The organism is Bacillus nitroreducens (assembly GCF_964021195.1).
In genome coordinates, this window is record NZ_CAXHYI020000001.1 from 288,485 (window position 1) to 308,506 (window position 20,022).

Below are 20,022 nucleotides of genomic sequence, written 5' to 3' on the forward strand. Positions count from 1 at the left end.
GGGACTTTTCTACCGTTCCCCTGATTTTTTCACCCTATCAAACTCCTTCGATTAGTTGTCCTATTCTTTTTTCGAGAAGCATATAGATGAATAATAGATAGGGATAAAGGAGTTTGGTGAGGTTGAATAAATTTTTAGTTGCAATCGGAATCCTTTCTATTATCGTGGTGACAGGCATTATTGAAGCAGATGATGTCAATGAATACAAAACGACCATCTCTGTATCTGGTACGTTCACGGATGAGGAAGTTGAGGCAAACTCAGATGCAGAAGATCCGATCGAAGGGCTCATCCCAGAATTGGAGATGGAGTTTGTTGGTACGGAGGTTGTGAACGGAAACAAGGTTGACATCTTCCGAGAATATGAGATTTATCGCAATGAAGCGAATGAAGTGATTAAGAAAGTGCCAACCGACTATTACGAGTATTTAGAATACTGGAGATAAGATAAGGAGTTAAGACTTTTTCTCATGTCTTAACTCCTTTTTCTTTAACAACTTTCTACAAACCTTGCAAAGATTCGCTTTGAAATGTCATCCCCATTTGCAGCTAAGATTTCTGGATGCCATTGTACTCCTAACACAAAGTGGTGCCCTTTACTTTCGATTGCCTCAATGACACCATCTGACGCCACACCAGAAACCTCAAGAGGAGCTGGCACATGACGGACAGCCTGGTGATGGTACGTATTTACTTTAAATTCAGACGTACCTGCTATCGAAGCTAATAAACTACCATCCTTTGCTTTTACGAAATGAGCGAGATGAGACTTGGTTGCCTTCTGAGAATGTTGGAGGAGCTTGGTTTCGTGTTGGTCATAAATATCCTGGTACATATCTCCACCAAACGCGATATTTAAGATTTGGATCCCACGGCATACAGCGAGAATAGGCTTATCCGCTGCAAGAATTTCTGTTATTAATTTCGGTTCTAAGCTGTCCCTCCCTGGCGAAATCATTCCAAGCTTCGGATGTGGCTCCTCCCCAAACAACAACGGATCAATATCTCCTCCACCTGTTAAAAGAAGCCCATCGATTTTACTAGCAATCTGTGAAACTTCGTCATCAATCCCGATTGGCAATATTACAGGAATACCTCCTGCTTGTATAACCGCCTGAACATAATAATTTGACAACGTGTGTTTATAATCCAACTCAACATGTGAGGTCACACCAATAATTGGTTTACTCATGTAGATTCCCCCTCATTTTGATGAAAGCTCATCGATGTATTCAGCTAATGAATAAAGGGTATTTCCATTACGTCCAACAGTCGTTTTTGCAGTGATCATCGACTGTAGTATCGCTTCCTCACTTGCCTCAGCGACTGCTTGAAAAGCTTGATCTACATCATCTTCATGGATCGCTTTGTAGGTACGTATTTCCCCTTTGTTTTCATGACTAATTTGATTTGCCGTAGAAAACCCAATAAAAATATCTCCACTCCCATTCCCTATAAATGAACCTGTACGACTTAGTCCGACCGAGGACCGTTTGATGATTCGTTTTAACTGACGAGATGTAACTGGCAAATCGGTTGCTGTAATCATCATAATCGAACCCTTATCCCCATCTGTTGTCGTGGAAGGAAGTTTTGCTGTAATCTGTGATCCCACTCGTTTTCCATTTAGGCAAAACTGATCGATTTCTCCAAAATTGGAGAGGACCAACACCCCAACGGTATAAGTTCCATGGGTGTATGTAAGGGTCCTTGATGACGAACCGATTCCTCCTTTAAGTCCAAAGCATTTCATCCCCATGCCTGCGCCGATACTGCCTTCTTCAAAATCAGTTGTTGCCGTTTTCAACGCCATTTTAACATGTTCTTCTGTGATCGACTGTTTACGAATATTATTTAAAAACATATCATTGCACTCACCGACAACTGGATTTACCGTGCCTGTTGTGTCACCTATTTTCTTATTTTGCTTCAACATATACTTGATGAGAGAATCGGCGACAACTCCTACACTAAGCGTGTTTGTCAGGAGGATCGGTGTTTCAATCGTGCCAAGTTCATCGATTTGCAGTGTCCCCATCGTCTTTCCGAACCCATTCATAGCATATGAAGCAGCAACGACTTTATTGTTAAAAATATTTTGTTCATGTGGGAGAATGGCCGTCACGCCTGTTTGAATATCACCATTTGATATCGTTGCATGACCCACTTTGACACCTTTTACATCCGTGATTTTATTCAATGGACCTGTTGGTAAGGTGCCGATGTGAATTCCGTAATCTCGTACTCTTTTTTGCATATTTCGAAAACCCTTTCCTTAATTTGTTTGATTTTAGTATAGGCTAGATATGTGAATGGGGATAGTTACAAATGAGTATGAGTGGTCAGCCCCCTACCCACAATCGAATTAGTTGAAATCTTCTCTCTTATTCTATTAAAATAAAACTATCGTTTTAAAAAATAGGAGGGGAAGAAATGAAAGCGTTTGTACACTACAAAGTTCCTGGTTTAGAAGGAACATCCTATACTGATATTGATGAAACTGAACCCAAACAAGGAGAAGTAAAAGTCAAGCTTAAGAGTGCTGGCCTGAATCACCGTGATCTATTTGTTCTACACAGACATAAAGAAACAGAGCCACCATTAGTGATTGGTTCTGATGGTGCTGGAATCATTGAAGCAGTCGGTCCTGGTGTCGAAGGAATTCGAGTAGGAGACGAAGTGATCATCAACCCTTCTCTCGGCTGGAAGAAAAAGAGTGATGCTCCACCTGAGGGACACGAGATTCTTGGCTTACCCGATCACGGAACATTTGCTAAAAAAATTACCTTACCTGCAGAAAATGTAGCTCCAAAACCAGCTCACTTAACGTGGGACGAGGCAGGGGTATTATCGCTTGCTGCGATGACCGCATACCGTGCACTATTCACGCGCGCAAATGTCAAGCCAACTGATACGGTTCTATTACCAGGAATCGGTAGTGGAGCTGTGACCTTCCTATTATTATTTGCAAAAGCAATTGGAGCGCGGGTTATTGTAACCTCACGTTCAGAAGCGAAGTTGAAACACGCTCTAGAATTAGGAGCAGACGTTGCGATTAATAGTGATAATGACTGGAATGAAGCATTAAACGGAGAAAAAGTAGATATCGTGGTTGAAACCGTTGGAGCTGCAACGTTCCATAAATCTCTTGGTCAACTGCGTAAAGGTGGAAAAATAGTCACGTTCGGCGCTTCTGCGGGCGATACAGTGGACTTAAACATTCGCGAATTTTTCTATGGTCAATATACTTTACTTGGTTCAACCATGGCGAGTACAGAAGAATACAATGACATGCTTCAATTTGTCAATGAACATAAAATCAAACCAGTTATTGACCAGGTATTCCCACTGGAAAATACGGCAAAAGCCATGCAACGCATGGATGAAGCAGAACAATTTGGAAAGATCGTTATCAAAATCGAAGACTAATACAAACTGCACCCCAGGTAAGGGTGCAGTTTTTCATCGAAAATACCGCGCTAGTTTCTCCTTCATTTGCTCCTTGTTCTCCGCGAATTGTCGGTGACGATGGCCGTTTCCGCCAGAAGTATGCGGAAACCCATAAAGAATAGAGTCAGATGACACATAATCTTTTTGCGCTAGTTCATTAAACACGGCCGTCACATTGACCCCTAGTGGAATGATAAGTGGGTTTTGTAACATCCTTACTTCTTTTGTAAAACTATCCATGATATGTTTTTTTAACACATCAGTTTTTAACATCTTTGGTGTAGAACCGCTATAATTTTTCCCCTTATAAAAAACAGGATACCGAATTAACGACGCAGTTTGAACCAGGTGACTTGAAGATGAAAATAGCTGACTTGTTGATTCAATTTCTAAATAAGCATGCAAACCAAGTTCATCGAGCATTTGAATAAGGTATTTTCTCATTGGCCCTTCAAAACTTGAGTTTTTCTTCACTTGATGAAGGAGCTGTTCATCCGAAAAATCCCGATATTGTGGGTCAAGAACGGTTGAATACGATTTTTTCATTTGATGCAAGCCTGGAGTAATCCCCACGATCATGACCTTTGCCGCTTCATTTACATATTCAAATGGCGCATAATAAATTTCAAGTTGCTTTTTTTCATCCTTCTCCAATAAAAATGTCTCACTTTTTAGATCTTCCTCATTATAATTGAGTGGCAAGGATAATATTTTTTGTTTATATGTATCGAATTTTGAGTACGGTACGATTGCCACCTAAGTGCCTCCTTCTATACCAAGACCTTTTAAAAGAAATCATACATATAGGCTGGTCGATTTGGAATCATTTTCTCAAAAGCAGCAATTTGGCTTTCGCTTCCAGAAATCATTCCTGCTGCATATAAGTCTGTTGGACGTTGGTGCCCAAAGAGTGCCGTAGATAATGCGTTAATGGAAAGTGTTAGAGCCCCATTGCAATCCTCTGTCACTCTGACTTCACCATCTTTAACAAGGTATGTTTTTTCGTTCCATGTTGCATAACGATCTATAATTTGTAACTTTATCGTTTCATTATAGGCAAATGTATATTCTTTTAAAAATGCTTCAACATCTACAATTCGAACCATAAAATACGGATATACTTCTCGTTTTACCGTCTTTTGTCTCGATAATGCGAAAAATAAAGGCTCCTTTTCATAGGTCGTCATTTCAAGTTCAGTCACCATCGAATCATGCTGACATATATAATTCCATAAACCTCGACGTGCTTCAAAATCAACTGGGACAAATTCCTCAATCGTCATTTTATGGTCCTTAATATCATAGAGGATATACCCCGTTGGTTTATCGGTGGCATCATAATAAATCGCGATGCGCAGATCATCGACGACACTTTTCCACCAATCATCTTCACGGAGAAGCATCCCCGAGAATTGTGAAGCATATTGTGAATATATCTGTTTAAGTTCATGTAGATTTACAGTTTCAAAAAGAAAACGTTTCATCGTTCCTTCAGCTGGTTCCAGTTTGACTAAATCATTTCCCTTTATCATAGTCTTTTGACGATTGCTAAATAGCTCCCATCCATATTTTCGATAAAAGGACACATCAAATGGGTGGAGCATTGAAACCGTAAATCCTTGTTCTCGCATCGTCTCTAAAACATATGTAATTAGTTCCTTGACATAGCCTCTTCTACGATATTCTGGATATGTCGCAACACCTGCGATTCCACCCATCCTAAACGACTGCTCACCAACATATGAAGTGAGGGGGATAAGATGTAACTTTGCAGCTAACATGTGGTCTTCATATATCCCATAAATTTGATGCTTTTTTAATTTTCGGGAAATTTCACCTCGCTTTTCTTCAGGTACTTTATATTGAAACGCATATTCAGATAATTGAATTGAATCGACAAATCGATCCTCTGTAATTCTCTTAATTGTCATATTCCCAACCGCTCCTCTATTTGTAGTACGTAAAAATCCATGGTTCTTCGTTTACTCACAACTTACATTGCCATGATCTAAGAGATGTTTCGATTCAAATACAACTGCTCTACCTTCATCCATACATGTTTCCGCGAATTCCATGTTCAGTTTATGGTCCGCACTTATGTCAACTATTTTTAAAACAGCGAATGTAATGATCAATAAACTCCCTACAATAGCAATAAGGAGATTTTGCATACGCTTATCCATTACGTTCACCCCTTTTTTAGGTTAACATAGTTATTTTTTCATTGAAATTGATATCTGATTTTTTCCGCAATTTTTATAAAAATATTTTTATAGATTTTCCTTTTTCTAAGGTGTAAGATAATAACACTAACACTGGGGAGATGGTAAAAAATGAAGAAACCAATCGTCTCTGCCATCGTATGTCTGTTTGCGATCATGTCTTTCGCAGCCACCATTACGCATTCTCATTCATTTAAGTCACCAGACATCCAAGAAAATACGATTATGAGTAGTCATGCTTTAGACGATGATCTCCCATTCTCTGATGATGGGAAATTAAAAGTACCGCTTGTGTCTTTGTTTACCACCCTAGTATTACTAATCCTAGTAAAGCATAAAAACAACGATGTTAATCAATCCACGCACCATTTCAAATGGATAACGCCTATCTTTTATCAATCGAATTATGTGGTAAATGCTCTTTGATTTTTGACTTCTAAAAAAAATCAAGGAGGAATGAGTATATGTTATTCAGATTTATAATGATTGGATTATGTTCTGTAACGGTGACGAGTTTATTCATCTTTCAAGGAATTGAAATCACACAAGCTTTTAAAGACTTTTTTACAAATAAATAAAAATAAAAACGAATGTAGAATCGAATGTCTACATTCGTTTTTTGTATCTTACGTTTTTCACTGTGTTGTTCGAAGAAGTACAGTAGGTTAATTAAAAAAGTTGGGAATACGGTAGGTTATGTGCTTTTGCCACTTCCTCATACACTACTTTTCCTTCAATGACGTTCAGTCCCTTTTGTAAGGATTTATTTTCTGCAAAGGCTCGCTCATAACCTTTGTTGGCAATCTGAAGAATGTAAGGAACGGTTACATTTGTGAGTGCGATGGTAGATGTTCGAGGCACAGCACCTGGCATATTTCCAACCGCATAATGAACCACACCGTGTTTTGTATATGTAGGATTGGCATGTGTGGTAACATGGGTTGCGGTTTCGAATATACCACCTTGGTCAATCGCTACATCGACAATCACAGATCCTTCCTCCATTAAACGAACCATTTCCGTTGTGACTAATTTCGGAGCTTTAGCACCTGGAATGAGGACAGCCCCAATGACTAGATCCGAGTCCGCTACCGCTTGACCAATCGTCATTGGATTCGACATTAGAGTTGTAATAGAGTTTCCAAAAATATCATCTAGCTCTCGTAACCTTGTCGGATTGACATCGATAATAGAAACATGTGCACCTAGACCTATAGCGATTTTTGCCGCATTCATTCCGACTACCCCACCACCAATAATGGTGACTTTTCCACGTCCTACTCCAGGTACACCACCAAGGAGAATGCCTTTTCCGCCTTTCGATTTTTCAAGGAAGGATGCTCCAATCTGAGTGGCCATTCTACCTGCAACTTCGCTCATTGGAGTGAGTAAAGGAAGACTTCTATCCTCTGCTTGCACCGTTTCATATGCAATCGCCACCACATTTTTTTCTATCAAATGTTGTGTTAACTCACGATCGGCGGCTAAATGTAAATACGTAAATAGAATCAATCCATCGCGTAAAAATGAATATTCCTCTTGAATGGGTTCTTTTACTTTGATAACCATATCGCAAGCCCATGCATCGGCCGCATTTGGCACAATCGTCGCTCCTGCATCAATATATAATTCATCCATAAAACCTGAGTTCATGCCCGCACTCGTTTCAACAAAAACTTCATGTCCATGTTGAACGAGTTGCATGACACCAGCAGGAGTCATGGCCACGCGGTTTTCGTTATTCTTCATTTCCTTTGGTACGCCAATTCTCATTCCCATCCATCCTTCTGTTTCTTTTTTCTTGGGAAAAACACCGGAATCTTTTTCAAATCAGAAAAAGATTGCGAGTGTTTCCTTTTATCTCCAGTATATCCGACATGAGTATGTCAATGCATTATTTTTTTAAGTACCTCTTACAACGCTTTAATTTCTTCGATAACGGTACGTTGAACAAACTCTAACTCATCCTCAGAAATAGACAATGGAGGTGCGAGAGTCAACACATTATTGTATCCAGCAGCGGTTGCGCCATTTTTCCCGATAATTAGTCCTTTTTGTAGACAACCAGCAATGACTTTATTTACTTGGCTTACTTCAATTGGTTCCTTTGTTTCTTTATCCTTAACAAGTTCAATTCCCATTAAGAGGCCTTTTCCGCGAATGTCTCCTACATTCGGATGATCCGTTAAAGCAACTGTGAGAGCTTCTTTTAATTGATCACCAAGTTGTTGGGAACGCTCAAAAAGCTTTTCGCGTTCCATGATTTCTAGGTTTTTAAGGGCCAATGAACATGCAGCTGGATTTCCTCCAAATGTATTAATATGTCGGAAGTAATCATATTCCTCCGACCCTTTAAACGCATCATAGATCTCTTTCTTAACAGCTGTTGCGGATAATGGAAGGTACGCACTTGTAATGCCCTTTGCCATTGTAATAATATCTGGCTTCACGCCATAATTCATAAAACCAAATGGTTTACCAGTTCGCCCGAATCCACAAATCACTTCATCCACAATTAATAGTGCACCGTGCTTTTCACATACTTCTTTTACTCCCGCCATGTAATTATCAGGAGGCACAATGACACCACCGCCTGTAATGATTGGTTCCATGATGACCCCGGCAATGGTTTCGCTTAACTCCCATGTCATGACACGGTCGATTTCTTTGACGGATTGGAGGTCCGATGCTTTTGTCTCCTTCTTATCTTCTGAACGATATAGGTCGGGTGGTGAAACATGAAGAAAGCCTGGTGCGAGTGGTTCATATTTATATTTCCGTTGCGCCTGACCAGTTGCCGCGAGTGAACCCATTGAATTCCCATGATAGGCTCGATAGCGCGAAATAAATTTATAACGAGAATGTTCCCCTTTTTGCTGATGGTACTGCCTTACCAGTTTAAAAGCGGTCTCATTTGCTTCTGACCCACTATTAGAGAAGAATATAACATACTCGTCTCCAAGCATCTCATTGAGTTTTTCCGCGAGTTTAATCGCTGGTTCGTGACTATGGGTTAACGGAAAATAGGCCATTTCTTTTAACTGCTCATAAGCTGCCTCTGCTAATTCTTCTCTTCCATATCCCACATTTACACACCAAAGCCCTGACATAGCATCAAGATACCGTTTGCCTTGATGGTCTGTTACCCAGGAGCCTTTTGCTTGCTTCATGATTAGAGTCGCATTAGGATTATAAGGCTTCATTGAATGCCATACATAATCCTGATCCTTAGTTAAAAGGTCATCACCATGAGTCACTTTTGTCATGACCCACCAACCCCCTTCATCATTAATAATCAAAACGTGAAGTAATCATCTTTTTACGCGTATAGAAATTCACTCCATCCTTACCATTCACATGGAGGTCACCATAGAAGGAATCCTTCCAACCTGAGAATGGGAAGAAGGCCATCGTAGCTGGTACTCCGACATTAATACCAAGCATACCCGCTTCTGCTTCTTCTCTAAATTGTCTTACCGCTCGTGCATCCTTCGTATAAATGGTAGCGCCATTCCCAAAACGTGATTTTCGAATGTAATCAAGCCCTTCGTCTAAATCCTTTGCTCGTAAAAGACTTAACACAGGAGCAAAGATCTCTTCTTTCGCAATCGTCATATCAGGGGTTACATGATCAAAAATCGTTGGACCCAAAAAGTTTCCTTCTGGCATTTCATCCATTTCTTTTCTTCCATCTCGAATCAGTTGCGCCCCTTCTTCGAGTCCTTTTTCTACATACCCAAGTACTTTGTTAAGATGTGATTCCCGAATAACAGGTGTTAACAATACTTCATCATCCATTCCATTCCCAATGGTTAGCTGATCAGCTGCCTCTTTCAACGCAGAGACAAACTTTTCTCCATCTCCCACAACGACAACAGCACTACAAGCCATGCAGCGTTGTCCTGCACTGCCAAATGTAGAACTCATGATATTTGCCACCGCTTTATCCATATCCGCATCTGGCATGACAATATGGTGGTTTTTTGCACCCGATAAAGCTTGAACTCGTTTACCTTGGCCAGCCGCGCGCTCATACACATATTTTGCAACTGGTTGCGAACCTACAAAAGAAATCGCATTAACATCAGGATGATCTAACAAGCCATTGACAACATCATGTGCTCCATGAACGACGTTTAAAACTCCTTTCGGTGCACCTGCTTCCGTAAATAATCGCGCAATCTCGTTTGCAAGGATTGGTGTTCGCTCTGATGGCTTTAATACAAATGTATTACCACAAGCAATTGCTAATGGGAACATCCACATTGGCACCATCATCGGGAAATTAAAAGGTGTAATTCCACCCACTACCCCTAACGGATAACGGAACATTTCTGAATCAATATCCTCTGCGATGTTTGATAAGGTCTCTCCCATCATTAACGTTGGTGCACCTGCTGCAAATTCCACGCATTCAATTCCGCGTTGAACCTCACCATATGCTTCTTTATAGGCTTTCCCATTTTCTTGGACAACAAGTTTTGCTAGTTTTTCATGGTTTTCCGTAAGTAAATAATGATACTTGTATAAAATCCTCGCTCGCTTTGGAACTGGCGTATTTTTCCACGTTTTAAATGCTTCTCTTGCCGCTTTTACAGCTAAGTCTACATCCTCTTTTGAAGAGAGTGGCACACGTACGATTGTTTCCTTTGTAGCAGGATTCGGTACCTCTAGTGTTTCAGTTCCTAGAGCCTCCACCCATTCCCCATTTATATAGTTTTTTAGAATTTCTGTTTCTTTTTTCACTACTGACATTTTGTACAGCCTCCTTTACGTAATAACATGACTTGAAATCGCGATTCTATAAGTTTATTATCCGTTAATTTGAAAGTGCTTTCATTAGACAAAATGTAAAATAGCGCTTTGTCTTTTTTTCACATTTTGATAAGTCTATCTTGAAAGCTATAAAACTTCATTTTTCTCTGCTAATTGATTAGAGGATACTAAAAATTCATAGGATAAAATCATAAATTCAATTGCCAATCGTTTTTCGTGATTCATGAAATCTGAGCCTAGAAGCTTTTCTAGTTTTTGAATGCGGTGATATAACGTTTGCCTTACGACAAATAAACGCTTGGCTGTTTCTTGCTTTGAACCGTTACAAGCTAGATACGTTTTAAGGGTTTCCATAAGCTTTCCATTGTATTTTTTATCATAGGCAATCACAGGTTCTAAATACTCAAGAACGGCTTCCTGTAAATCAATATGTCTATTAAGTAAGGATATGAGTCGGAAAATATGTAAATCATCATAAAAATAACTTTGTGCTGGAGTGGACATACGATCTTGAATGCGGATGGTTTCGATCGCCGATTGATAGCTTTTATGCAGGTCGATTAATTCTTCTACAAATTTTCCGATCCCAAATACTGGCTGCTCTTTCCCACTTCCTATTTGTAAATCCGAGTCTAGCAACCTTTGGATTCCTTCTTGAACTCTCTCCTTCCAGGTCGTAGGGTTTCGTTCATTGAGTAAGATAAGCACAACGGTATTTCGTTTTTCGGCAACAAATAGAGTAAAGCCTTGAATCTCAAAAATGGAACGAATCAGCATTTTAAAATACGTTAAATCATTGGTTGTAAAATCGTTATTCGAATCCATTTTACAAATACAGGCAACAGCTCCTTTAGGATTACTCGTTGATGATGTAAGGGCTAAATATTCTTTGATCGATTCTTCGTTTTGTTCACCTTCCAACCAATCATTTATCCATTCTGTTTCCTCTACCTTTTGTTTTTCCTCCACATACATCTCTCGTAAAAATAGTTGTGCTAGAGCGGTTGCGGTTCGATCCAAAATCAGTTGATCAAATTCGGTTAACTCTCTTTCCTCCGAGATGATTACCAATTCTGCATAACGTTCACCTAACAGATGAATCGGAATTTTTGCGATATGAGGAGAATCTGTTGATTGTGTTACAAACATTTTTACTAGTTGCTTTCGTTTTTGACCTGTCACTTCAGGAACAAATTGTTTTTCTCCGTTTGTAAAATGAATGATGGCTTGTACTTGAAGATAGTTTCGAATAAATTTAAGAATCTCGAGATAATGATCGATCGATAAGAGTCGTTTATTTAATGCTTGTGAGTAACTTTCTAGATTAGAAATCATCTGATATTGACGATTTATCAGGAGTCCGTGAATGTCTTGGGTAATTTCTACAAAAGGTACTTCTTTTTGAAATAGAATGATTGGAAACTGTGCTTTATTTGCGATGTCAATGATTTCTTGTGGGACCTGTGAGGTGTATATACCTAATTCAATACAAATGCCTGCTGCCTGTGAGTCTATTAGTTGCTGGATGACCGAGATGAAAGCTTCCTTATTTTCCTTCCATGCAACACCTGTCGATAGAATGAGCTCATTGCCATTTAAAAGATTGCGAATGTTCATGACTTCGACAACATGGACCCATTTTACCTGTCTTCCTAGTCCATCAAAACCTGCAATCACTTGAATGTCTTCAAAGTGCTTTCGACTTAGGATATCTTTAACGGTAATATATGATTTCAATGTACAGCTCCTTTATATAGAATTTTCAGATTAGCTCTATTATACGCGAAACCTTGTCAATAAAGGAGTATTTTTCCATGTTTTTTTCAAAATCGGTATACAATAAAGAAAACCAGTACCTTTTAGATACTGGCTTTCCTTATAAGTTTTTTCTAAACTGTTACGCACCTTCCTTTTGTTGCTTAATGAGCATTACCGCAAAATACTTACGAGCATCTGGTGTGACAATGTGTAAAGTCTCTTTTTCATCTTCTTTCGTAAACTCTACAAACGCTCCACTTAAGTTTTCAATGACATTTGTGATTGTAAAGCCTTTTTGAAGCAAAAAGTCAATTCTGTCTCTTTCATGTAAAAATAATTGATATTCTGTCATGTTGGGACACTCCTTTTAAAATTTTAAAATATGAAACTAATCGATTTCAACTTCATATATATTGATATCTTCTTCGACAGTCCCCCCAGGTAAAGCCCAGTTTAGAAGGACGCCTAAAATCGCTGATAATGCCATTCCATGAATTTCAAAGTTCGCTGAAAATTTCATGATCGCTCCACCAATTCCAACTACTAATATGACCGATGATATAATTAAATTTCGTCTATTCCCTAAGTCTACTTTACTATCAACAAGCATCCTCAAACCTGATGCGGCAATGATTCCAAATAACAAGAGGGATATTCCACCCATTACGGCTGTTGGAATCGAACTAATCAGCGCGGTAATCTTTCCAATAAATCCAAAAATGATCGCAAACACGGCTGCCCCACCGATTACAAACACACTGAAGGCTCTCGTAATCGCTAACACACCAATGTTCTCACCATAGGTCGTATTTGGTGGACCACCCATTAATGCAGCTAACATGGTTGCAACACCATCACCCATAATCGAACGGTGTAAACCAGGTCTTTGAATCAAATCTCTTTGAACGACTTTACTTAAAACCATTTGATGTCCAATATGTTCAGATAATGTAACAATGGAAACAGGGACCATTAGGGCAATAATGCTGAGAGTGACAGTCGGGGAATAATGTACAAATGGAAACAGAAAATCTGGTACTTCAAAAATCTTAGCGGCTTTTACGCCTGACAAATCAACAATGCCAACAATGGCAGCATAAATATATCCGCCGATGATCCCAATTAAGACAGGAATTAAATTCAAAAACCCTTTCAGGAAAATCGAGCTTAAAATTACAATAAGCAAGGTTACTAATGCAACTGAAAAATGAAGAAGACTATACTCTCCAGTAGGAGAATTCATTGCCATTCCTACCGCTGTTGGGGCAAGGCTTAACCCGATTACAATAATAACGGGTCCAACAACGACAGGTGGAAGTAATTTCACCAACCATTTATGGCCAGTTGCTTTAATAATGATGGCAACAATCCCATAGACAACACCAGCTAAAAAGGCTCCGATCATCGCTGCCCCAGGTCCATCAGCTGCCGTTGCCGCTATAATTGGCGCAATAAAGGCAAATGAAGAACCAACATATGCTGGAACTTGCCCCTTTGTAATAATCAGAAATGTAATGGTACCAATACCACTTGAAATCAAAGCAACACCTGGAGACAATCCAACAAGATACGGAACTAAGATGGTTGCACCGAACATCGCAAACAAATGCTGAATACTTAATACAAAAAACATCCCGGGTTTCGGTTTCTCATTAATTCCCAAAACAATCCTTGTATCCTCGCCGCTCATTGCCCAATCCCCCTTGCTTTTATATTTGTAAAAAAAGTGTATTTATCTCATCGTTGAAACGAACTACTACTTTGCCTCTTCGATTGTATCTGTGTGCTCAGTCTCTGAGATTTCCCAATCACTCCCTACTGTAACACCTAGATATTTCTCATCGTCTGGATCTACAATTTCTGCTTGGATAAACTTATTGAAATACCAATATTTCGCTAATATATAGTAAATGACGGCACCTACACCAAATCCGACAAAAAACGAATACGCAGAGAAGAAGTAGGAAGCAATTCCTCCAATAATCCAGGCGATCATACCAGCCCAGTTGATTCCACTTTGATATCTGTACTGTCCCTTGGTTTCATATAGCTCTGGAACATTTACCCTTCTTTTTCTGAGAATATAGTAATCCGTAAATAAGATCCCGACAATGGCTGATAGAATCCCTCCGATAATAAGCAATGCTGGAATGATGACCCCAAATAATTCCCAAGGTTGAACGACGACCCCGATAATCCCAGCTGTAATGACCCCTGCCCAAAATGGAAATTTTGGCCCTCCCACATTAGAGAAGATGGTTGCCGCAGGTACGACGTTTGCTGCTGTATTTGTAGACCATTGTGCGAGTACAATCATTAATAAAAGAATCACTAAGACAATTCCACTTGCTGATTCTTGTAATGCAACAACAGGGTCATAATTTAAAACAGCCACATACGCAACGGCACCGATGATAATCATGATTAAGTTTACAATTGGCATTACAATAACATTTCCTGCAATTTGGGCCTTGTTACGTTTAAACCAATTTCGCTCATGTTTTGGAGCTTTAAAGAACCTAGAGAGTGAAGGCATGTCAGCAGCAAGTGTGGCCCAAAAACCCATGTTTGCCATCACAACAACCATAAATGCCGTGATTGCTGCTGTTCCAGTCGTAGGATTTTCTACCCACGTCCACACATCTCGACCTTGGTCAGCTGCTTTACCTGATAGTGAAATGAGCATCCAAAACGAGATAAGTAAAATGACTGGAGCCGCTAAATCTGCAAATCTTTCAATGGCTTTCATTCCAAGAGCCGTGTTGACTAATTGGGCTGCGGCAAATAGTAAAAAACAGATAAACCAGTTATCGAACCCAACAAGGATATTTAAGATCGCATTCATGGCAGTTGCGCCAAAATAGGTATTAATCCCAAACCAACAAGAGGCGGTGACACCACGAACAACTGAAGGGATATGAGTTCCGAATGTACCGAAAGGAGCCCTCATATAGACAGGAAACGAGATTCCATGCTCGACACCAATGTCACCGATTAATGTCATAAAAATCCCTATTAAAACAGAACCAACGATTGTTGCAACGATTACCCAGCCGAGAGGTAAATGCTGAATCCCATCTCCACCTATTGCAAAAGCCGCTAGTACAATTGCCATCCCAACCCAAATCAAAGAAAAACCTAATGTACTTATCTTCCTAGCCCCATGCCCAATAGGAAACAAATCTGGAGATTTCAAAGAATTACTGGTTTTTTTCATCCAAGCACCCTTTCTTCTGTTAGTTTATTCATAATATTCTGAATAAATAAGGCGTAGACATCACCTCTTTCCCTTCTCAAAGAAGGAAGGAGAAATGACTCCTTCCTTGTTTTTCGTACCTTTAGCTTATTGCCGATGTGTCTTTCACAGTTTCATAGTTTTTACCGTATTTTGCTCGTTTAATAAATTGACCAGAACCGATTTTCCCAACAAATTGTTTATCACGTACTACGAACTCTCCTCGAGAAAGAACAGATATAGGTTCTCCAGTAAATCTCATTCCTTCAAATGCATTGTAATCAACAGCCATATGATGCGTTTTGGCTGATATCGTTCGCTCGATGTTCGGATCAAAAATGACCAGATCGGCATCGGCTCCAACCGCGATAGTTCCTTTCTTCGGATACAATCCAAATAGCTTTGCAGCACGAGTAGAGGTCAGTTCAACAAATTGATTGAGTGTAATTCTTCCTTTTTTCACACCCTCCGAGAACAGAACAGTTAAGCGATCCTCAATCATTGGACCCCCATTTGGAATTTTCGAGAAATCACCTAATCCTAATTCTTTTTGTCCTTTAAAATCAAACGAACATTGATCCGATCCGAATGTATGAAGCTGCCCAGTTCGTAAGGCATTCCACAACACATCTTGATTCCATTTTTCACGTAGTGGTGGCGACCAGACATATTTCGCTCCTTCAAAATTTGGTTTTTCGAGATAGGATTGATCGAGAACCAAATATTGAGGACAGGTTTCTCCCCATACATCAAACCCTTTCTCACGCGCTTCTGTGATTGCCTTAACTGCATCCGCACAAGTTACATGAACCACATACAGCTGAGAATCGGCCAGTCCTGCGAAAGTTGCAGCTCTTCCTGTCGCCTCCCCTTCAATTTCTTGTGGACGTGTTAATGCATGGTAGATTGGATCCGTTTTCCCTTCACGTAATGCCTTTTTGACGAGATAGTCAATGACATCTCCGTTCTCTGCGTGAACCATGACAAGCGCACCCAAGTCCTTAGCCGCCAATAGTGTTTTAAATAACGTTTCATCATCTGCCTGAAGCACATTTTTATAAGCCATAAATACTTTAAAGGATGTAATTCCTTCATTTTCAATCACGGAAGGAAGCTCGTTTAATACAGCATCGGTCACCTCACCAATCGATAGGTGAAACCCATAATCAATCACTGCTTTTCCTGCTGCCTTTTTGTGCCATGTTTGGATCGCATCTTTAAGTGGCTCTCCTTTATTAGATAGACAAAAATCTATAATCGTTGTGGTTCCACCAAATGCCGCCCCAATCGTTCCCGTTTCAAAATCATCCTTCGTGACCGTGCCCCCAAATGGCATTTCTAAATGCGTATGTGGATCTATGCCTCCAGGAAAAATCAAGCATCCGCCAGCATCTACAACTTCAGCACCTTCAGTCGAAAGATTATTTCCAATTTGGCTTATGACGCCGTTTTCCACCAAAATCTCTGCTTGATACGTATCTGTTGCTGTTACAATCGTTCCATTTTTTATAATTTTCTTCATCCATTAACCTCCTAAAAAACGAATAGCAATCTATTTATTACATTCTTTACGGGGTAAGTCCTCATCTCATGAAGTAGAGTTTTCGGAGTGGGCCCATATAAGTACAATTGATGAATCAAATTTTAGAGCGCCACGTCCATAAGTTGACGTCTTTGGCACCACATCGAGTGGGCACCATTTAACACTCTGTGGATCCTAATAAGTGAAACATTATTTTATAGAATCTATTTTACAACCGACTGCACCGAGTGCTGCCTGGCGTTCATTCCACGTCATTGGAGGTAATCCACTTGGGACTTCAACCATGTCAATTGCTCCATCCACAGGACAGACGATCGAACATAAATTACATCCAACACAGTCCTCTTCCCTTACCTTCAAAATGCTGTTGCCCTTATCGTCCTTTAACATATCGATGCATTGATGAGACGTATCTTCACAGGCAATATGGCATTTATTACAATTGATACAGACATCATTATTGATTCGTGCCACGATTTTATAATTAAGATCAAGGTCACCCCAGTCTGAATACCTTGGCACTGTTTTTCCAACAATATCCATCACAGAGGCGATTCCTTTCTCATCTAGATAGTTGTCTAATCCTTCGATCATGTCTTCAACGATTCGAAAACCATGATGCATAGCTGCTGTACACACTTGAACGCCAGTAGCACCCATTAACATGAATTCAACGGCATCTTGCCAAGTTGAAATCCCACCAATTCCTGAAATTGGAACATTGATATGTGGGCTCCTCGCACATTCAGCCACCATATTGAGTGCTATCGGTTTTACAGCAGGGCCACAATACCCCCCGTGTGCACCTTTCCCTCCAACATGTGGAATCGTATTCCACGTATCAAGATCAACACCTGCTAAACTATTAATCGTATTAATCATACTGATTGCATCGGCTCCACCTCTTACAGCTGCCTCAGCAGTAGCAGTGATATCCGTAATATTCGGAGTAAGTTTGACAATGACTGGAGTTTGCGCGACTTCTTTTACCCAGTATGTTTGTTGTTCTACTAGTGCTGGCACCTGACCAGATGCAGAACCCATCCCTCTTTCAGCCATACCGTGTGGGCAGCCAAAATTAAGCTCTAATCCGTCAACTCCTACTTCCTCTACTTTTTTAACGATTTCATGCCATTTTTCTTGTTTAGGCTCTACCATCAATGAAGCAATAATCGTATGATTCGGAAATAGCTTTTTTGTTTCTTTTATTTCTTTTAAGTTGACCTCGATTGGTCGATCCGAGATCAATTCAATATTGTTAAATCCTGCTACTCGCTGTCCATTAAAACTGACTGCTCCAAATCGGGAGGTTACATTTAAAATAGGGTCACCTAATGTTTTCCATACAGCTCCGCCCCAACCCGCATCAAATGCACGTTGAACTTGATAACCTGAATTTGTTGGAGGAGCAGAAGCCAACCAAAACGGATTAGGAGATTGAATTCCCGCTAAATTTATTCGTAAATCTGCCATGGTTATGCCTCCTCTTTTCCATTAAAGATTTTATTTGGATACTGCACCAAACATTACTTCATGAATCGCATATGCTGCATCTTTCCCTTGCTGTGCGGCAGAAACAACCATTGCTTCACCTTGACCTTTTCCAAAAATGACATCTCCACAGGCAAAGACCTTTTCATTGGAGGTTTGAAGGGTCTCCTGATTGACTTTGACCACTCCACCGTCATGCTCAAGACCAAATTGCTCGATAAGGTTTGTGTATCGTGTTTGCCCAATCGCTTTAATCACCGCATCAACCTCTAAGGTGAACTCAGAACCTTTAATTGGTACAGGTCGCCTCCTACCATCCTCTCCTGGCTCACCAAGCTCCATCTTGATGCATTCAATTGCTTTTACACGCCCTTCTTCGTCTCCAATTATTTTCTTTGGTGCTGTAAGCCATCTAAATTCAACACCGTCTTGTTTCGCAAATTCATACTCGAAGTCATAGGCAGTCATTTCGTCAATTGTTCTTCGATAAAGGATTTTTACATTATCAGCTCCTAAACGTACAGAACAGGTTGCTCCATCTATGGCCGTATTCCCAGCACCGATTACAACAACCCGCTTGCCTAAGAAACGATCTGAAATAGGCTGCGTTTTTGTTTCTTTTACAAAATCAATTGCATCAAAAACCCCATCCAAATCTTCCCCTTCAATGCCTAGAGATGGAACCTTCGACATACCGATTGCTAGAATAACGGCATCATAGTCTTCTAGGATGTCTTTAACCGAAATATCCACTCCTACTCTCGTATTTGTCCGTATTTTCACATCTAAACTTTCTACCTGTTTCACTTCCCAGAATGATATTTCCTGTGGAAGTCTAAAAGAGACGATCCCATATGTGTTCAGTCCGCCAGCTTGATCCTCTGCTTCAAAGATCGTTACATCATAGCCAAGCAAGGCTAGTTCTCTAGCAGCCGATAGTCCAGCAGGACCTCCACCTACAATTGCCACTGTTTTTCCATTTTTCTTACCAGGTTTAAAAAGAACTTGTTCATTTCGAATCGCCCAGTCAGTGGCATATCTTTGTAAGTCACCAATCATAATCGGTTTAGTGGAATGATTTAACACACAGGCACCTTCACAGAGTTCTTCTGTTGGGCATACACGTGCACAGCTGGCACCAATCGGGTTGGATGTCATAATTGTTTTTGCGGATCCTTTTAAATTTCCAGATGCGATTTTTTTAATAAAGGTAGGGATATCAATTCCAGTAGGACAAGCAGTAATACAAGGGGCATCATAGCAATAAAGGCAGCGATTTGATTCTTCAATTGCTTCACGGTTGGTTAACCCAGGATTTACTTCATTGAAGTTCATCTGTAAATCCTGATACGAGATTCTGGTGTTTAAAAGACTCATAGATTTACCTCCTTCATATAGTAAAAGTTGCAACATAAAATAGAATGTTAAAATCGCAACTTACTTAACTATGGACAGAAAGCGTTTACAATCAATCTTAGTATCAACTATACTTTTTTATGACTAAACCAGAAATCATTGTCCGAAAAATACAAACTTTATGTCTATTT

General features: G+C 39.9%; 18 protein-coding genes. 3 read left to right on the forward strand and 15 right to left on the reverse strand.

The window, feature by feature from the left end:
• Positions 1-122 precede the first annotated feature (122 nt).
• Entirely contained in the window at positions 123-446 is a 324-nt protein-coding gene (locus ACWPVE_RS01510; protein ID WP_453990215.1) for a hypothetical protein, read from the forward strand.
• Positions 447-490: 44 nt separating this feature from the next.
• Here ACWPVE_RS01510 and ACWPVE_RS01515 read toward each other — a convergent pair whose 3' ends face one another.
• Both ACWPVE_RS01515 and ACWPVE_RS01520 read right to left on the reverse strand, forming a co-directional pair.
• Positions 491-1,192 carry a gamma-glutamyl-gamma-aminobutyrate hydrolase family protein gene (locus ACWPVE_RS01515; RefSeq protein ID WP_453990216.1) on the reverse strand — a complete coding sequence of 234 codons (702 nt, stop codon included), beginning with the start codon at positions 1,190-1,192 and terminating at the stop codon, positions 491-493.
• Positions 1,193-1,204: 12 nt separating this feature from the next.
• Positions 1,205-2,257 carry a DmpA family aminopeptidase gene (locus ACWPVE_RS01520; protein ID WP_453990218.1) on the reverse strand — a complete coding sequence of 351 codons (1,053 nt, stop codon included), beginning with the start codon at positions 2,255-2,257 and terminating at the stop codon, positions 1,205-1,207.
• 176 nt (positions 2,258-2,433) lie between these two features.
• Here ACWPVE_RS01520 and ACWPVE_RS01525 point away from each other — a divergent pair, with 176 nt between their 5' ends.
• Positions 2,434-3,429 (forward strand): zinc-binding dehydrogenase, encoded by a 996-nt coding sequence (locus ACWPVE_RS01525; protein ID WP_453990220.1) that lies wholly within the window; start codon positions 2,434-2,436, stop codon positions 3,427-3,429.
• Positions 3,430-3,462: 33 nt separating this feature from the next.
• Here ACWPVE_RS01525 and ACWPVE_RS01530 read toward each other — a convergent pair whose 3' ends face one another.
• Genes ACWPVE_RS01530 through ACWPVE_RS01540 form a run of 3 tightly spaced genes read right to left on the reverse strand, consistent with a single transcriptional unit; the run spans position 3,463 to position 5,633 of the window.
• The gene (locus ACWPVE_RS01530) at positions 3,463-4,206 is read right to left on the reverse strand and encodes a hypothetical protein (RefSeq protein WP_453990222.1); all 744 of its coding nucleotides are present in this window, start codon (positions 4,204-4,206) and stop codon (positions 3,463-3,465) included.
• Between the two features lie 29 nt (positions 4,207-4,235).
• Entirely contained in the window at positions 4,236-5,381 is a 1,146-nt protein-coding gene (locus tag ACWPVE_RS01535; protein ID WP_453990223.1) for a GNAT family N-acetyltransferase, read from the reverse strand.
• Positions 5,382-5,432: 51 nt separating this feature from the next.
• Complete coding sequence (locus ACWPVE_RS01540; protein ID WP_453990224.1) at positions 5,433-5,633, reverse strand: hypothetical protein; 201 nt, start codon at positions 5,631-5,633, stop codon at positions 5,433-5,435.
• Positions 5,634-5,783: 150 nt separating this feature from the next.
• Here ACWPVE_RS01540 and ACWPVE_RS01545 point away from each other — a divergent pair, with 150 nt between their 5' ends.
• Positions 5,784-6,098 carry a hypothetical protein gene (locus tag ACWPVE_RS01545; protein WP_453990226.1) on the forward strand — a complete coding sequence of 105 codons (315 nt, stop codon included), beginning with the start codon at positions 5,784-5,786 and terminating at the stop codon, positions 6,096-6,098.
• A 243-nt stretch (positions 6,099-6,341) separates the two neighbouring features.
• On the opposite strand, the gene ald is transcribed toward ACWPVE_RS01545, so the two are convergent.
• From ald to ACWPVE_RS01595, 10 genes are all read right to left on the reverse strand, one after another.
• Entirely contained in the window at positions 6,342-7,445 is a 1,104-nt protein-coding gene (gene ald, locus ACWPVE_RS01550) for an alanine dehydrogenase (RefSeq protein ID WP_453990228.1), read from the reverse strand.
• Positions 7,446-7,585: 140 nt separating this feature from the next.
• Positions 7,586-8,938, reverse strand: a complete 1,353-nt coding sequence (locus ACWPVE_RS01555) for an aminotransferase (RefSeq protein WP_453990230.1) — start codon at positions 8,936-8,938, stop codon at positions 7,586-7,588.
• A gap of 22 nt (positions 8,939-8,960) precedes the next feature.
• Positions 8,961-10,427 carry a CoA-acylating methylmalonate-semialdehyde dehydrogenase gene (locus ACWPVE_RS01560; RefSeq protein ID WP_453990232.1) on the reverse strand — a complete coding sequence of 489 codons (1,467 nt, stop codon included), beginning with the start codon at positions 10,425-10,427 and terminating at the stop codon, positions 8,961-8,963.
• A gap of 147 nt (positions 10,428-10,574) precedes the next feature.
• Positions 10,575-12,185 (reverse strand): PucR family transcriptional regulator, encoded by a 1,611-nt coding sequence (locus tag ACWPVE_RS01565; RefSeq protein ID WP_453990233.1) that lies wholly within the window; start codon positions 12,183-12,185, stop codon positions 10,575-10,577.
• 160 nt (positions 12,186-12,345) lie between these two features.
• Positions 12,346-12,558 carry a hypothetical protein gene (locus ACWPVE_RS01570; RefSeq protein WP_453990235.1) on the reverse strand — a complete coding sequence of 71 codons (213 nt, stop codon included), beginning with the start codon at positions 12,556-12,558 and terminating at the stop codon, positions 12,346-12,348.
• Between the two features lie 36 nt (positions 12,559-12,594).
• Positions 12,595-13,839: a solute carrier family 23 protein gene (locus ACWPVE_RS01575; RefSeq protein ID WP_453990828.1), complete on the reverse strand. Its 1,245-nt coding sequence runs from the start codon at positions 13,837-13,839 to the stop codon at positions 12,595-12,597.
• A 123-nt stretch (positions 13,840-13,962) separates the two neighbouring features.
• A complete protein-coding gene (locus ACWPVE_RS01580) occupies positions 13,963-15,423 on the reverse strand; it encodes an NCS1 family transporter (protein ID WP_453990237.1) in 1,461 nt (486 codons plus the stop codon).
• A gap of 121 nt (positions 15,424-15,544) precedes the next feature.
• Positions 15,545-16,963, reverse strand: a complete 1,419-nt coding sequence (gene hydA / locus ACWPVE_RS01585) for a dihydropyrimidinase (RefSeq protein WP_453990240.1) — start codon at positions 16,961-16,963, stop codon at positions 15,545-15,547.
• 210 nt (positions 16,964-17,173) lie between these two features.
• Positions 17,174-18,457, reverse strand: a complete 1,284-nt coding sequence (gene preA, locus ACWPVE_RS01590; protein WP_453990241.1) for an NAD-dependent dihydropyrimidine dehydrogenase subunit PreA — start codon at positions 18,455-18,457, stop codon at positions 17,174-17,176.
• 30 nt (positions 18,458-18,487) lie between these two features.
• The gene (locus tag ACWPVE_RS01595) at positions 18,488-19,852 is read right to left on the reverse strand and encodes an NAD(P)-dependent oxidoreductase (RefSeq protein ID WP_453990243.1); all 1,365 of its coding nucleotides are present in this window, start codon (positions 19,850-19,852) and stop codon (positions 18,488-18,490) included.
• Between the last annotated feature and the right edge of the window lie 170 nt (positions 19,853-20,022).

Coding starts and splice junctions, on each gene's coding strand:
- ACWPVE_RS01515 (WP_453990216.1), bottom strand. CDS start 1,192: ATGAGTAAACCAATTATTGGTGTGACCTCACATGTTGAGTTGGATTAT.
- ACWPVE_RS01520 (WP_453990218.1), bottom strand. CDS start 2,257: ATGCAAAAAAGAGTACGAGATTACGGAATTCACATCGGCACCTTACCA.
- ACWPVE_RS01525 (WP_453990220.1), top strand. CDS start 2,434: ATGAAAGCGTTTGTACACTACAAAGTTCCTGGTTTAGAAGGAACATCC.
- ACWPVE_RS01535 (WP_453990223.1), bottom strand. CDS start 5,381: ATGACAATTAAGAGAATTACAGAGGATCGATTTGTCGATTCAATTCAA.
- ACWPVE_RS01540 (WP_453990224.1), bottom strand. CDS start 5,633: ATGGATAAGCGTATGCAAAATCTCCTTATTGCTATTGTAGGGAGTTTA.
- ACWPVE_RS01545 (WP_453990226.1), top strand. CDS start 5,784: ATGAAGAAACCAATCGTCTCTGCCATCGTATGTCTGTTTGCGATCATG.
- ald (WP_453990228.1), bottom strand. CDS start 7,445: ATGAGAATTGGCGTACCAAAGGAAATGAAGAATAACGAAAACCGCGTG.
- ACWPVE_RS01555 (WP_453990230.1), bottom strand. CDS start 8,938: ATGACAAAAGTGACTCATGGTGATGACCTTTTAACTAAGGATCAGGAT.
- ACWPVE_RS01560 (WP_453990232.1), bottom strand. CDS start 10,427: ATGTCAGTAGTGAAAAAAGAAACAGAAATTCTAAAAAACTATATAAAT.
- ACWPVE_RS01570 (WP_453990235.1), bottom strand. CDS start 12,558: ATGACAGAATATCAATTATTTTTACATGAAAGAGACAGAATTGACTTT.
- ACWPVE_RS01575 (WP_453990828.1), bottom strand. CDS start 13,839: ATGTTTTTTGTATTAAGTATTCAGCATTTGTTTGCGATGTTCGGTGCA.
- ACWPVE_RS01580 (WP_453990237.1), bottom strand. CDS start 15,423: ATGAAAAAAACCAGTAATTCTTTGAAATCTCCAGATTTGTTTCCTATT.
- hydA (WP_453990240.1), bottom strand. CDS start 16,963: ATGAAGAAAATTATAAAAAATGGAACGATTGTAACAGCAACAGATACG.
- preA (WP_453990241.1), bottom strand. CDS start 18,457: ATGGCAGATTTACGAATAAATTTAGCGGGAATTCAATCTCCTAATCCG.
- ACWPVE_RS01595 (WP_453990243.1), bottom strand. CDS start 19,852: ATGAGTCTTTTAAACACCAGAATCTCGTATCAGGATTTACAGATGAAC.